Origin of the sequence: Streptomyces omiyaensis, assembly GCF_014650895.1 — a bacterium.
Lineage (GTDB): Bacteria > Actinomycetota > Actinomycetes > Streptomycetales > Streptomycetaceae > Streptomyces > Streptomyces omiyaensis.
Genome location: NZ_BMVV01000024.1, coordinates 87580 through 100350 on the forward strand (window position 1 = coordinate 87580; position 12771 = coordinate 100350).

Genomic DNA, 12771 nt, shown 5'->3' on the forward strand with positions numbered 1-12771 from the left:
TCAGCTCCTGCGGTTCGGGTTGCCGGTGGACATGAGGGTGTAGAGGACGGCTGCCGTTCCCATGGCGCTTGCCCACGCCGGGCTCTGGGCGGCCACGACGCCGCCGGCGACGGCCAGCAGCAGAACGACCAGGCGTCGGCCGCCTCCCTTCCGGGGCGGGAGCGGATCGCTGTTCACGTGGACGGTCTCCTTCCGATGGTCCTCCTACCCGAGGGATGGCGGACAGGACAGGGCTGTCGCCCGGGAGCTCCGGAGCCGCTCTGCCTGTCCATCTCCCCACACCGGCCCCGGCGAAGTGCAGAAAACTTCGCGGGGTAGTCCTCAGCGCCACGCCGGAGCAGCCTGATCAGGCCCGCGGTCATCGCCTACACTCGTGCCCGCACCAGCGGCCAGTCGCGTACCGCCGCCCGCCGGACGTCCTCGCTCCCACGCAGCAGGGCCAGGCCAAGGTCTCCCGGGGCCCGCGCAGTGAATCCTTCCCCGTCACGAGGACACTCCCGTACGGCGAAGGCGTGGGCGTCGCCGTGAACGGAGCATCCCGTGCCGAAGAAGCAGACCACCGCCTCGAAGAAGGCCCGAACCGATGCCCGCCAGGGCCAGAAGTTCACCACCTCCTACCGCCGCCACGAAAAGCCCGGGCTGTCTCCTGCCGAGCTCCTGGCGCTCGGGGTCGCCAACGAACGCAGGCGCGCAGCGAAGCACACCGGTGACGACTGGAGCTGGGAGGCGAACACCGCCCAGAACCGGATGTGGGAGCTGGAGGCGTGGGAGAAGCAGCGGGCCGGTCGTGACGTCCGGATCTGGAGCGCGGTCGTCGAGGTGAAGACCTCCGCTCTCGACGAGGACGACGCCTGGCACCGGCTGGCCCTCTACACCCGCCACCCCTACCACCGCACCAGTGGCGATCTCCTGCACTCCGCCTGGGCGATCGGGGGAGCGGGCGACGACGAACACGGGCATCCCCGCACCTACGCGCCGGTCGACCCCGGCGCCCTCACGGTTGAGGAACGGGCGCGTCTGGACGCGGACTACCCCCGGATCTTCCAGCACCTCGACACCCGCGGCGAGAAGTACGGGCCGTGGGAGCAGGCCCAGGTCCGGCACTACGTGCAGAGCCTGCGTCGCGCCGCGATCCGGCACGCCGAGGCCACGCCGACCGGCAAGGGCCCGGCAGATCAGCCCGCCGCCGCCGACTCCTCCCCCGGCTCTTTGCCACGCGGGCTGGAGCTGACCTACTGGCGCGCCCACTACCGGGTCGAGTTCCTCGCCGGCATGGACGAGGCATCCGCCCTGCCGCGCGCCGAAGAACTGGCCGCAACGATCGTGGACCACGCCGGCCGCCCGGTCGGGACCGTCGTCGCCGGTTCGATCCGGGCGGACGACGGGTTCCACAATCACGTCGACGGAATGTGGAACCATCCCGCGGCCGACACGATGGGCTCCCTCACCCGCTGGCACCTGTGGCAGGACTACGAGGACGTCCTGGCCGGGGCCGAGTCCGGTCGCCCGGTCGGATCCCCGCGGGCTCTGGCCGCCATCTACGCCAGGGCGGCCGACGAGCTGGCCGCGCAGTACGGACAGCACCTGAGCGGGATGGCCGAACACGAGGCGAAGCTGCACACCCAGCCGGACGGTGCCCGCACCTACACCAGCCCGTCCCGGATGCAGCAGGTCATCGCCCAGGCACGCGAGACGGCCGCCGGGAAGTCTCCGGCAGAGCTGCGTGAGATGGCGGAACACGCTGAGTACATGGCGCGCCGCGTCTACGGCAAGGTCGTCGAGTCCGACGCCGATGTGCGGCGCATCGAGACCACCGAGCAGCAGGCGAAGACCTGGGCGTTCCTGGCCGACGAGGTCGAGTCCTTCGTATCCACCTTCGGCATGCACGCGGCAGGCTGGCCGCTCCTCGGCGTCACCTGGGAGTACGAGACCGATGCCGAAGGCCACTACCTTGGGTTCTGGGCGGAAACCCGTGACGGCGATCGTGACCTTGTCGGACTGTGGCCGCACGAGGACGGGTACCCCGTCGGCGCCTACGAGATCGTCATCCAGACCCGCTCGACGGCACGGCCTCTGACCGTTCCGCACGGCCCGGAAGGGACCGCCCCCTCCGACCCGGTGCAAAGCGCGGTGGACGAGCGTGCACGCCGACTCGGGCGAGGCGCCTGACACACCCCTTTCCAAGGTTCTCCGCGCCCCTTCGGAGCAGGTGCTCGAGGAACGCCCCGCCCGCGTGGGCGGCCTCGGTCCTGCGAAGAAGGGGCGTGCCTCGTGCACCCTCCCGCCACAGTGCCCGGAGCGGTGCGGCCAGAGCGCGGGGGCACCTGAACGTGTCCAGCGGCGGCGTGTGGCGCCTGGAGCTTCAGGGGAAGGGCGTGCGCCGCTGGCGTAGCGGGGAAGACCGCGGCCCGCCCCTTGACCGGGGTGGGCGGGCCGCATCGTGTCTGCGGGGAGGGTCAGATCCTGCCGGTGCCGCTGTGGGCGCCCCACTCGGGGTCGGCGATGCCCCAGCCGATGTCGGGCTGGCGCCGGTTCCACTCCGGGTCGCTCGTGGCGCCCCAGCCCGCGTCGCCGTTTCCCCATCCGCTGTCGTGCATGGCGGTGCCCCTTCCCTGTGCGTGGCGCGCTGGTGCTGCGCCGGTGGGGTGACCGTAACCTCAGGTCGAGGCAGCGCACCAGGTCCGGTACTCGAACAGTCGTAGGATTTCGGGAACGGGTGCGGGACCGCTTCCCCCGTCGCCCGCACCTTCTCCGCTCGCGCCAGAAAGCCGCCGCCATGACCGCCCCCGCGCCCTTCCGCCCGCTCCCGAAGAACCTCACGGCGGAGCTGTGCCCGCCCGATCAGCGGGGGGCCTGTGCCCGCTGCGGGGCGACGTGCCATCGTTTCGGGCCCGGAGGCTGCCCCTTGTGCCAGGCATGTCAGGCCACCGCGCCCGGCGTGCAGTACACCCACCGCTCCCCGGCGCCTACGGCCGGGTGACCCGCGCCCTCAACTCGTAGCGGGCGCCGCCCCGGGAGGCCGCGGTGAACCTGGTGGCGGGCCCGGCCAGGGTCGCCGTGGTGCCCGAGCAGCGGTCCGGCCTCAGCCCTTCTCGACCTTGATCGAGGACACCTTGTCGTCGAACCCGCCGTCGAGGCGGGCGAGGTCGGCCGTCAGCACGAGGGAACTCCCCTTCAGGCCGGGCTCGGTGAAGAGCGTGACCTTCCAGCCGGCGGGGACCCGTACGGAGCTGATGAGGTCGTCGCCGACCTGGTCCTCGCCGAGCACGGTGTACGTCCCCGCGCCGAGCACCGCGGATCGCCCTGCGAAGTCGGCGTGCTCGAAGACCCTGGGCACCAGCCCGGCGGAAGCGGGCTGCTGGTCGAGGAAGGAACTCAGCGAAAGGGTGCTCCCCTCGCGGATTCGCTGCTCGAACCCGAACCCAAGCTGCGACTGACTGTCCACCATGCGGCAGTGCACCTGGCTTTCCGGCCTCTTCGGCACCGATGCCGAGCCGATCGGCCCGGGCAATGCCCCCGACGGACCGGCATCACGTGCTGGGCACCGTGCCCGTGTCGAGTGTAGGAGCGGCCCGGTCCGCCGGCGCGCCCGCTTGGCCCATCGGAGGCCCGGCCGGCGTCCGCGCGGCGATGACCGACCGCCCGGCTGTCACGGCCGCCCCCACAGGTTGTCTGCGTCCCAGTCCCAGCTCGCCTGACCTGCGAGGCGGGCCATGGCCTCCGGGGCGGGCCGCCAGTCCCGGGAGACGTACGGCGCCTCGGCGGCAAGCCGGGTCAGCGCCCGCTCCCAGGACAGGACTTCGGCGTCGTTGAGGAGCTGCTCGGCGCGACGGCTCACGATGCGGCGGCGAAGGTGCTGAGCAAGGTCGGGACGCACATCCGGGTAGTGGCCGCCGGCCTCACCCGGCCACGGTATCCAGGTGCGCCGGTAGATCCAGCCTTCGCAGAAAACGCAGTGGGCAAGCTGGATGGCGTGCAGCGGCGCCCGCACGGCGACGGGCATCGGCAGCGGCCGGTACACGACCAGGGTGCCACGGTGACGGCACTCCGGGGAGCGCCAGGTGCTCGGACCCGAGTCCATGCGCCAGAAAAATTCCTCCAGGGGCACGGCCGGCCGCTCGGTCGCGGCCAGCGGGTCCTCGCACCAGGGCAGGACGCTGCGAAGCCACCACATGATCCAGCTGTTCCACAACCGCCGCCCCAGTCGCTGCACCGCCGCCCCTCCACCCGTGGCCTATGCCCACGGTATCGGGGCGCAGATTGGACGCGGATGCCGTTGCGGATCAACAGAGCCTCGGGCTTCGGGACGGCCTGCTCACCGACACTGCACAGCTCGACGCCTGACCCCGCCCACACCCCTCCGCCCGGCCGCGCCCACCGCGCGGCCGGGCCCGCCCACCTGAAAGGCACACCCCACCGTGTCCGACTACCGCGACCTCATCGCCCGCGCCGAGCAGCGCATCGACCACGGCACCCGCGAGCGTTCCGCCGGGGCCGACGACAAGGCCCGCGCCATCGCCGGCGAAGCCGCCCGGCGCGGCCGCGGCGGCCCCAAGGCCATCGCCACCGAGCTCGGGGTCAGCGAGAAGACCGTCAGCCAGGCCATCTCCCGCGCCCGCAAAGCCGCTGCCCCGGACCGTTCGCTCCCGCACGACACCCTGGAGCGGCTCCTCAGCGCCGAGCTGCCCGGCCTTCCCCCGCTTCCGGCCTCGCACTGGCAGACCCTCGCCTACGTCCTCAACGGCACGGTCATCGACCTCACCTGGATCGAGAGCCCGCACCTGCTACTCGCGGGCGAGGTCGACGACCTCGACGACGAGTACGAGGGCGTCCCGGCCCTCGCCGCCGCCTGCCGGGCTCTCACCCGCGTCCAGGCCCTCGCCGTCATCGACGCCCTCCTGCGCGGCGACCTCGCCGCTCTGCCGACGAAGGACTGACGCCATGGATCTGCGGGCCGCCCGGCCCGCGGATCCCGCACGGCCCGCAGATCCGCGACCCATTCCGCAGGAGAAGACGATGACCACCGTGCGCAGCACGCACTACCGGCTCAGGGCCCGTGACCGGCGCCCGACTGCCCCGGTCCGGGGTGTCGACCTCGTCCGTGACGGGGACACCTGGACGGTCCGCAGCTGCGGCCCCGCCGCACCCGCGCCCGCGGTCTTCGACGGGCAGGAGGCGGCCGTTGCCGCCTACGAGGAGCGGGTGCGGGCCGGGGCGGTCGTGGACGGGATGCCGGGCTGGACCCGCAGCGACGTCCCCGGCCTTCCGCTCGCCGGATACGGCTACACCAGCGCGGTCCGCATCGGGCCCGGCTGGCGGATGGTGCACGCCGAACGGTCCCTGGCCCTGGGCGGGCCCGGGCCCGCCCAGCTGGAGTTCGACGCGCCGCCGCGCACGGTCGAGGAGGTCGTCGAGGCGGCCGCCGCCCAGGCCGCCGACCTCACGGTCCTGACGGGGCGCGAGGACTGGCTGAGCGCCGCCGCGAGCGCCTTCGGCGCCGAGCGGGAGGACTGGCTCCGGTCCGGCGCGGGGCTGCACCTGGTGCCGACCGCGGTGCGGGTGACCGCCGTGAGCCGGGTTTCCGGCCACACCCCGGCGGGCGACGACCACCGGATCGTCGTCGAGCGCGAGCTGCCCGAGGTGCCGCCGCCCACCCGGCAGGAGATCGAGGAGTACGCCGCCACCGAAATCGACGCCGCCCACTACCCGGCCGCCGGCGAACCGCCCGTGCCGCACCTGCCCGTCCGCATCGGCCCCGAGCCGCTGCCCGGCCCGCACCTGCACTTCCCCGGCCACCGGCGGCCCGACCCCGACCACCCGGAGCACACCCTGGGCGACGAGGCCGCCCTGTACGACGGCGCGCACCGCATCGCGTGGGTCCCGATCACCGCAGCCACCGCCGACGCCCTCGCCCGTGCCCAGCGGATCCTCGCCGCCGAACTCGCGCCGTGGACCGACACGATGCTCCGCGTCGAGGCCGCCGAGCGGCTGCGGCCCCACAGTCGCCAGACCCCGGCCGACCAGGCCGCCGCCCTCACCCGGGCCGTCGCCGGCCTGCTCCCCGACGCCGGCCGGGCACCGCTCCCGCCACTCCACCGCGCCTGGCGGCACGCCGACGACCACTTCACCCGCTGGCGGGACGTCATCCTCCAGCTCCTGCTCACCCGCTGGGCACCGGCCGACTCCGCCGGCCGCGACCACCTGATCCGCTGGTCCCACCACGGCACCCGCGCCCACCTGCACACCACCAGCCGCATCCCCATGCAGGCCATCCACCGCGCCCTCGCCGCCCGACCGGGCCAGGGCACCCGCACCGAGACGACCGGGGAGTAGCCACCGTGCCCAAAGCGTCCGTGATTCCCGCCCGCCAGCTCCCCGAGATCCGCGCCGAGCTCATGCAGTGGCTCCAGGACCCGGGCGAGCTCGGCGGGCCGGCCGTGTGGTCCCGCGGCTTCGACCCGGCCACCGCCGCCCAGGAACGGAAGGCCGCCGCCGACTGGGCGACGGCGCTGAAAATCTCCGAGCTGTTCTACGTGTCGGCGGACATGACCCGCCTCGCAGTGTCCGCCGGTATGGCGCTGCCCGCCTACCGGCTCCACCCCGAGGACCTGCCCGCCACCCACGGCCTGCTGCTGTGGGAGGAGGCCGTCACCGACGCCCACGACACCGGCGACCACGCCGGCGCCGCCATCGTCGCCGTCTCCTGGGCCGTGCGCGGCGGCGGCGTCCACGTCCGCGCCTGGGCGCACCGCGAGGAGTGGCTGACGGCGCTGGCCAAGGGCGACCCCGCGCTCGGCATCGTGGACATGACCCCGGCCGAGGTCCGGGCCGCGCGGCGGGACTACCCCTACCCGCTGGTCTGCATGTTCAGCGGCCGCCTGCCGTTCGCCCGGATCCCCGGCTGGCTCGCCGCCGCGCCCGCCGACACCAGCGACCTCAGCCTCGCCGAGGTCGAGGACCACTTCCGGTCCGCGACCCGCATCGAGCAGGCCGAGCGGGCACTGCTGGTGACGTGGCTGCTGATGGGGCAGACCCTCGCCCGCGAGGACCGGGAGAACGCCCCGCGGTCGTCGGCCAGGCACATCGCCCGGATCGACCCCGCCCTGCTGACCGCCGTGCGCTACGTCCGGCTCCGCCACCAGTCCATCCCGCAGGCCACGGCCGGCGAGAGCGGCGGCCGTGGATTTCGGCACCGGTGGATCGTCCGCGGGCACTGGCGCAACCACTACTACCCCTCACGCCGGGACCACCGGCCGATCTGGATCGAGCAGCACCTCAAGGGCCCGGACGGGGCGCCGATCCTCGACCCGGAGAAGCTGGTCAACGTCCTGGGCCGATGAGTAGTCGCCGTGGGCGCGCCTCTGGCCTCCCGTGGGGAGCCGGGAGGGAGAGGGGCGGCCCCGCCCCTGCGGGCGACGCAGGGCGGGGCCGGTGCGGTGCCGCATCCGGGGGATGATCCGCACTGCTCACACTGCCACCGGCTGGTGCGGTGCGCTAGAGACGTGCACGCACCAGCCCATGGCATATGCGTTCGGGGCTAGCGGCGCCCCGCGAGCCGCTGGTCCGTGTACGCCCCGCCCGTCACCGGACGGCGAGCACGGCGCGGGTGCACCTATCGGGCGACGCCACCCGACCACCGCGCAGGCGTTGGTCCGGGCATGAAGAAGATCACCACCACCCTCGCCGGGGCCGCGCTCGCCGCCCTCGCCCTCGCCGGCACCGCGACCGCCTCCGCACCCTCGCCGACGCAGACCGCCCACGTCTGGCTCACCGTCACCCGCACCACCACCGACGGCATCTCCACCACCGGCAACATCTGGCTCGACTGCCCCGGCCGGGAAGGCACCGGCCGCCCCCACCGCGCATCCGCCTGCACCGACCTCGACGCCGCCGACGGAGACTTCGACCGGCTCCCCGGCCGCGAGCACGCCCTCTGCTCCAACGACACCATCGCAGTCACCGCGACCGCCCGCGGCACCGCCGCGGGCCACACGGTCCACTGGGAGCAGACGTACGAATCCGACTGCCACCTCACCCTCGCCACCGGCGACCTCTTCGCCTTCTAGCCCCGGCCCGCGCCCCGGCCGGCCACCCGCGGTCCCCGCAGCCGCCGCTCCCACGCGTACGCTCCAGACGGGACGGCGAGAGCTGCCGACTGGTCAAGGACGCGCTCGAACCCCCGCCGTCCCGCCCGACCCCCCGCCTCCCGTGCGGGGGGTCAGTCATGTCCGGGCCGCTCTCGGTCACTCGTCCGCGCGGCCCCCGTCCGCGTCGCCGCCCCGCTCCATCGCCGTCTGCGAGAGCGTGGGGTCCATGATCCGCCGCACCACCGTCGTCCTCGCCCTGACCGCCGCACTCACCACCGGCTGCGTCGCCGTCCCCCACTCCCCCGCGCCGCCCCCACCGGCAGACCGGCCCGCCGCCCTCGCGCCCGCAGACGACCAGCCCCCGTCACCGCTGCCCACCGGCCCCGTCCTCACCCCGGCCCCCGCGCGCGAGGAACTCGCCTCCGTCACCGGCGACAAGGCCTCCTCGTCGCCGACGACGACATCCCGACCGTCTCGCACCACCGCAACGCCCTCCGCCCCGCCCACGGCCCAATCCGTCCGACCCTCACCCCGCCGGACACACTCCTGGTCCCGAGCCGCCGAGAAGCCCATGCCCCGGGCCAAGCCGAAGACCATCACCAAGCCGATGGCGAAGGCGAAGGTCGGAAGCACGGTCCCAGCCAGGAAGGCGACGGCGCCGAAGCCGGCGGCACCGCACCGCCAGCAGCAACCGACCGGCGCCCAGACGCCGTCGATGCGCGAGCTCTGCGCCGCCGCGCACGACATCCAGGCTCCGATGGGCGCCGCCGACCTCTGCCGGACCACCTACGGCCGCTGACCGAGGGCGAGCCACGGGAACGGGAAGAGCCCCGGGACAGCGTCCCGGGGCTCTTCACCGCTGCGGCAGATCAGCGACCGACGTGCTTGTTCAGCCACTTCACCGTGGCCGCGAAGACCCCCACGCCGGCGGCCACGGCGGCGTAGGGGGTCTGCCACTCCAGGTAAGTCGCACCCCCCGCGGCGAACCCCGAGGCCGTCGCCCCCAGGAGGACGGTCGCGGTACGCAGGGAGACCAGCGGTCCCGGGCCACCCTCATTCGAGCCCCCGCCGGACTCCGGGCCGGAGGAGGGGGTACCGTCGTACATGGACCCGCTCATGGCGATTCCTCACTTTCGAAATTAGGAATTGACCAGGTCCCGGACGAACCCCTTGCTGCCCCACGCCATCGGAAGCTTCGGCGCAGCAGTGGGGTTCGCCGCCTTTCGGGACCCAACGGGAATGACGATAATGCATCTGAGGCCCCCTCCGAGAACGAGCGCAAGCCGCGAAGATGCAGGTCAGTGGTCAATTCCGGTAGAGAAAGAAGGTAGGCCCACCACCTGCACAGGAAGAGTGGGCCAGGAACTCAAGTCGCTGAGCAGCAGTAATTAAAGTTGGCCTTTACTCAATTGAACGATGGCCAACCTTTTCCACCAGGAAGCCCTACCAGTTTTTTTGATGACTGGAGCTCCGGAAAAAATTTTCAGGAGGGCGACGAGAACCCTCCGCGGCTGGCCGGCGGGGCAGGTGGTCCGGCCCGGCGGCCTCGACGGGAAGGCGTGCGGCGTTTCGTGCCCAGGTCGTGCCGAAGGCCATCGACTCGCAGTACACCTGTCCGACGGTCGGCTCACTCGGGCGTGTGGTCTGTGCGGCGAGGGCGTCTCCGGGGTGGGCGCCGGGCGGTTGGCTGATCATGAAACGACTGTGGAACTCCGCGGCGACCGCTGCGCTCTCCCTGCTCCTGGTGGCGGCCGGTGCCGCACCGGCCCCGGCGACGTCGTCGTACGAGTACGACCGTCAGGCCGATTGCCGTGTCGGTAAGCGGGGGCCGGGCCGGTGCATGCCGGGCATCGTGGTCAAGCACTGGCACGAGAAGGGGGCGACGAAGCGCGGCGTCGGCTGGGTGTACGCCTCGACGGAGATGACCGGGCAGCGCAGGACGTACGAGGCCCGGTGGCTGTACCAGCGACCCGGCGGCCGCCTGACGGCCGCGACCGGCTGGAAGAAGGCGAAGGCCCTCGACTCCGACGCGACCTTCGTCGAGGCCTCCTGGGGGCGGGATGGCCGGACCGGTCCGCAGTACCCGGCGAACACGAAGGTCTGCATCGAGTTCCGCGGGGTCGGCGATCGGCTCTGCGTGCGACTGCGGTGACGACAGACCCCCTGCGGGGCGGCCCCTGACGCTCGGCGCCGGGGCCGTCCCGCAGAACGCCCACCGCCGGCATACGCCCGAACGGCACCTCGCACACCCGGTTGTCGGCCGGTCGTTGAGCAGGGCGTGGATCCCTTGCCGAAAACCGCGGCGCCGGGCGTCGTCACGAAGGCCGTCGATCCCCCCGACCGGTCACGCAAGAGCCAACGAACCAGTGGGTGAAATGGGTACGGTCAGCATCTGCGATGCCACCACGCCAGCCCCGGGTCTTCCGTCGGCTCGTGATGCGTTCGCCCGAGGAGCACCGCATCCAGGCGCTCGACCTGCACCCGGAGTTCGCCGGCGGCCCTTGGCGGGAGCATGAACAGAGCGTCTTGCAGCTTGTCCCGGGCCCAATCCTCACCACAGCAGAGGCAGGTGAACTCCGCCTCCCATTGCCTCCACCGGCGCCTCGTGCCGTGGACGCGCACGGACCACACGCTCAGCGCCACCGCCACGATGCCCGGACACAACCGCTCCCGTTCGAGCGCACGGACAGCGGCATTCGCCGCTCCCGACAGACCCGGGACATCTCGATACCGTATCCAGTGGCTGCCCCGCCCGCGTTCCCGTGGCCGAAGCGCAGCTGGTGTTCTACGAGGCACGGCCCCTTCGGATGCAAGTCATGAACGGCATCCTCCCACAGCCCAAGATCGGCCGGACAGAACCTAGCCCCGGCCCGCGCCCCGGCCGGCGGCCGCGGCCCTCGTAGCCGCCGAGGCGGAAACCTCCCCACCCCCGCCCGCACCCCGCCGACCGGCCCGCACCACTCCGGCACCGCCGTCCGCTGCCCCGGCACCGCCGTCCGCCGCCCCGGAACCCCGCGCCGCCGACAAGCCCGCGCCGACGACCGACCACCGCCCCCTTCCCCGCCGCGCCCTCCCAGGCCCCCGCCTGGGAGGAACTCGCCGCCACCGAGAGAGCTCTCCTCTCCCCCGCCCCGCCGGCCCGCCCGCCCCGGACCTCCCCGTCGTCGAGCCCTGGGGGCATCGCCGTTCCCTGGCCGGACGCCACCGGCCCGTAGGACACTGGCCCCACGTCCACCGAGGAGGCCACCGTGACAGCACAGCCCGAACACCCCACCCCCGCCACGTTGCCCCCCATGCGCACCATCGGCGAGATCCGCGCCGCCCTGCGTGTCTTCGGCTTCCCCGGCGACCTGGACGCCTTCGAGCGCGAACTCGCCGCCGCCCGCCTCGACGACGACCTCGACCCCGTCCGCGAGATCGCCCAGGCCTACCGCCGCCGCGTCCAGCTGCGCACCGACCCCGCCGCCATGGCCGAGCTCAGCCGACCCGCCGCCGACGTCCAGGACGAGCTCCGCCGCAAGATCGCCGAGGCCGCCGCACAGTGACCCTGCACGTCTTCTTGAGCGATGCCGCGGAGAAGGCCGTCGCCGACCTCGACCGGCCCGAGCGGGCCGCCGTCGAGACCGTCCGCCGACAGCTCGAAACCGAACCGCTGCCCCCGCGAGCCCGGTCCATCCCCGACACCGACCCCCACACCCGCACCTACGCCATCGACCTCCTCCCCCATGAGACCGGCGGCCGCGGAATCACCCTCGTCCTCCGCATCACCGACGGCCTGCCCGCGTACCTGATCTCCTGGGTCATCGCCGGGCCCTGATCCGTCGGGGAGTTCGGGAGTCACCAGGATCAGATGGCCGAGCTGAATGGTCACGAGAACGACCACAGGAACTCACCTCTTAAGAGGTGAGTTCCTGTGGTGACTGGCGCTCTCCCTCCAGGAGGCTCGCTGTCCGATCTCCGTGGAGGTGACGAGTGGACTGTTACGGCTGAGCGTGCCGGTTATCGGAGCCGTTACGGATGTGGGTGAAGATTTCGAGCTGCCTGGATGCCGCGGAGGGCGGCGCGGAGCCGGAGTCCGTCCTCGGTGTCGGGGATCTTGACCCGCTCGGGGTCCACGGAGGCGAGCGCGGCGAGGGCATCGCCTGGATCGTGGCCGCGCAGATGTGTGGCCTGCACGCGGTACAGCGCCCGGTAGAGGGTCTGTGAGATGTCCAGGCAGGCGGCGGAGGCTACGAACGGGTCCATTGCGGCGGTGAGCTCCTGCACCGCCGATGGCCGACGGGATTGCCGGCGGCGGTACGCCTTCTGGCGGCACGCGGCGTTGCAGTACGCAGAATCCGCACGTCCAGCCGTCACGGGTTCGCCGCAGGCGCCGCAGGGGAGGCCGGATCCGCGCCCGCCGTTACGTGTGCGCGTGAGGGATGTCCGGCACGCCCGCGAGCACGTCACCCCCCGCATCAGCGCTTCGGCCCCGCGCACTACGAGCATGCCGCAGCCCGCGGCGCACGCCTGCGGAGGAAGGGCCGCGCCCCGGCCGGCCAGGCCGCGCCACTCGATGGACTGCGTCTGCCGAGTGGACACCGCCCGGGTCAGACCCGTGTCCGGATCCGGGCGCCCCCGCTGATAGCAGGACTCGCAGATCAGGAAACGGGCGGGCTCACGCCGGGCCTTCCTCCAGATGCCG

At 72.9% G+C, this 12771-nt stretch carries 15 protein-coding genes; 9 read left to right on the forward strand and 6 right to left on the reverse strand.

Annotated features, from left to right (window positions below; translation table 11 throughout):
• The gene (locus IE287_RS30265; RefSeq protein WP_189852424.1) at nucleotides 1–177 is read right to left on the reverse strand and encodes a hypothetical protein; all 177 of its coding nucleotides are present in this window, start codon (nucleotides 175–177) and stop codon (nucleotides 1–3) included.
• Nucleotides 178–540: 363 nt separating this feature from the next.
• Between IE287_RS30265 and IE287_RS30270 the strand changes: the two genes are divergently transcribed.
• Nucleotides 541–2169 carry a hypothetical protein gene (locus IE287_RS30270; RefSeq protein ID WP_189852425.1) on the forward strand — a complete coding sequence of 543 codons (1629 nt, stop codon included), beginning with the start codon at nucleotides 541–543 and terminating at the stop codon, nucleotides 2167–2169.
• A gap of 287 nt (nucleotides 2170–2456) precedes the next feature.
• Here the strand turns inward: IE287_RS30270 and IE287_RS30275 are convergent, their stop codons facing one another.
• The 3 genes from IE287_RS30275 to IE287_RS30285 form a co-directional block, all read right to left on the reverse strand.
• Nucleotides 2457–2597 carry a hypothetical protein gene (locus tag IE287_RS30275; protein ID WP_189852426.1) on the reverse strand — a complete coding sequence of 47 codons (141 nt, stop codon included), beginning with the start codon at nucleotides 2595–2597 and terminating at the stop codon, nucleotides 2457–2459.
• A gap of 485 nt (nucleotides 2598–3082) precedes the next feature.
• On the reverse strand, nucleotides 3083–3448 hold the full coding sequence (locus IE287_RS30280; protein WP_189852427.1) for a beta/gamma crystallin family protein: 366 nt from the start codon (nucleotides 3446–3448) through the stop codon (nucleotides 3083–3085).
• A gap of 201 nt (nucleotides 3449–3649) precedes the next feature.
• The gene (locus IE287_RS30285; RefSeq protein WP_189852428.1) at nucleotides 3650–4213 is read right to left on the reverse strand and encodes a hypothetical protein; all 564 of its coding nucleotides are present in this window, start codon (nucleotides 4211–4213) and stop codon (nucleotides 3650–3652) included.
• Between the two features lie 205 nt (nucleotides 4214–4418).
• Here IE287_RS30285 and IE287_RS30290 point away from each other — a divergent pair, with 205 nt between their 5' ends.
• From IE287_RS30290 to IE287_RS30310, 5 genes are all read left to right on the forward strand, one after another.
• Entirely contained in the window at nucleotides 4419–4937 is a 519-nt protein-coding gene (locus tag IE287_RS30290; protein ID WP_189852429.1) for an RNA polymerase sigma factor sigma-70 region 4 domain-containing protein, read from the forward strand.
• 79 nt (nucleotides 4938–5016) lie between these two features.
• Nucleotides 5017–6333: an amino acid adenylation domain-containing protein gene (locus tag IE287_RS30295; RefSeq protein ID WP_189852430.1), complete on the forward strand. Its 1317-nt coding sequence runs from the start codon at nucleotides 5017–5019 to the stop codon at nucleotides 6331–6333.
• 5 nt (nucleotides 6334–6338) lie between these two features.
• Entirely contained in the window at nucleotides 6339–7340 is a 1002-nt protein-coding gene (locus tag IE287_RS30300) for a hypothetical protein (RefSeq protein WP_189852431.1), read from the forward strand.
• A 318-nt stretch (nucleotides 7341–7658) separates the two neighbouring features.
• Entirely contained in the window at nucleotides 7659–8066 is a 408-nt protein-coding gene (locus tag IE287_RS30305) for an SSI family serine proteinase inhibitor (RefSeq protein WP_189852432.1), read from the forward strand.
• Nucleotides 8067–8313: 247 nt separating this feature from the next.
• Nucleotides 8314–8886, forward strand: a complete 573-nt coding sequence (locus IE287_RS30310) for a hypothetical protein (RefSeq protein WP_189852433.1) — start codon at nucleotides 8314–8316, stop codon at nucleotides 8884–8886.
• 70 nt (nucleotides 8887–8956) lie between these two features.
• On the opposite strand, the gene IE287_RS30315 is transcribed toward IE287_RS30310, so the two are convergent.
• Nucleotides 8957–9205: a hypothetical protein gene (locus tag IE287_RS30315; RefSeq protein WP_189852434.1), complete on the reverse strand. Its 249-nt coding sequence runs from the start codon at nucleotides 9203–9205 to the stop codon at nucleotides 8957–8959.
• Between the two features lie 575 nt (nucleotides 9206–9780).
• Between IE287_RS30315 and IE287_RS30320 the strand changes: the two genes are divergently transcribed.
• The 3 genes from IE287_RS30320 (at nucleotide 9781) to IE287_RS30330 (ending at nucleotide 11904) form a co-directional block, all read left to right on the forward strand.
• Nucleotides 9781–10239, forward strand: a complete 459-nt coding sequence (locus IE287_RS30320; RefSeq protein ID WP_189852435.1) for a hypothetical protein — start codon at nucleotides 9781–9783, stop codon at nucleotides 10237–10239.
• Between the two features lie 1096 nt (nucleotides 10240–11335).
• Entirely contained in the window at nucleotides 11336–11632 is a 297-nt protein-coding gene (locus IE287_RS30325; RefSeq protein WP_189852436.1) for a hypothetical protein, read from the forward strand.
• 14 nt (nucleotides 11633–11646) lie between these two features.
• Nucleotides 11647–11904 (forward strand): hypothetical protein, encoded by a 258-nt coding sequence (locus IE287_RS30330; protein WP_229883825.1) that lies wholly within the window; start codon nucleotides 11647–11649, stop codon nucleotides 11902–11904.
• A 194-nt stretch (nucleotides 11905–12098) separates the two neighbouring features.
• Here IE287_RS30330 and IE287_RS30335 read toward each other — a convergent pair whose 3' ends face one another.
• Complete coding sequence (locus IE287_RS30335) at nucleotides 12099–12332, reverse strand: hypothetical protein (RefSeq protein WP_189852437.1); 234 nt, start codon at nucleotides 12330–12332, stop codon at nucleotides 12099–12101.
• Nucleotides 12333–12771 lie beyond the last annotated feature (439 nt).

What these genes read in the sequence shown, in the direction of transcription:
- IE287_RS30280 (WP_189852427.1), bottom strand. Translation starts at nt 3,448, where the DNA reads ATGGTGGACAGTCAGTCGCAGCTTGGGTTCGGGTTCGAGCAGCGAATC.
- IE287_RS30310 (WP_189852433.1), top strand. Translation starts at nt 8,314, where the DNA reads ATGATCCGCCGCACCACCGTCGTCCTCGCCCTGACCGCCGCACTCACC.
- IE287_RS30305 (WP_189852432.1), top strand. Translation starts at nt 7,659, where the DNA reads ATGAAGAAGATCACCACCACCCTCGCCGGGGCCGCGCTCGCCGCCCTC.
- IE287_RS30315 (WP_189852434.1), bottom strand. Translation starts at nt 9,205, where the DNA reads ATGAGCGGGTCCATGTACGACGGTACCCCCTCCTCCGGCCCGGAGTCC.
- IE287_RS30335 (WP_189852437.1), bottom strand. Translation starts at nt 12,332, where the DNA reads ATGGACCCGTTCGTAGCCTCCGCCGCCTGCCTGGACATCTCACAGACC.
- IE287_RS30320 (WP_189852435.1), top strand. Translation starts at nt 9,781, where the DNA reads ATGAAACGACTGTGGAACTCCGCGGCGACCGCTGCGCTCTCCCTGCTC.
- IE287_RS30295 (WP_189852430.1), top strand. Translation starts at nt 5,017, where the DNA reads ATGACCACCGTGCGCAGCACGCACTACCGGCTCAGGGCCCGTGACCGG.
- IE287_RS30275 (WP_189852426.1), bottom strand. Translation starts at nt 2,597, where the DNA reads ATGCACGACAGCGGATGGGGAAACGGCGACGCGGGCTGGGGCGCCACG.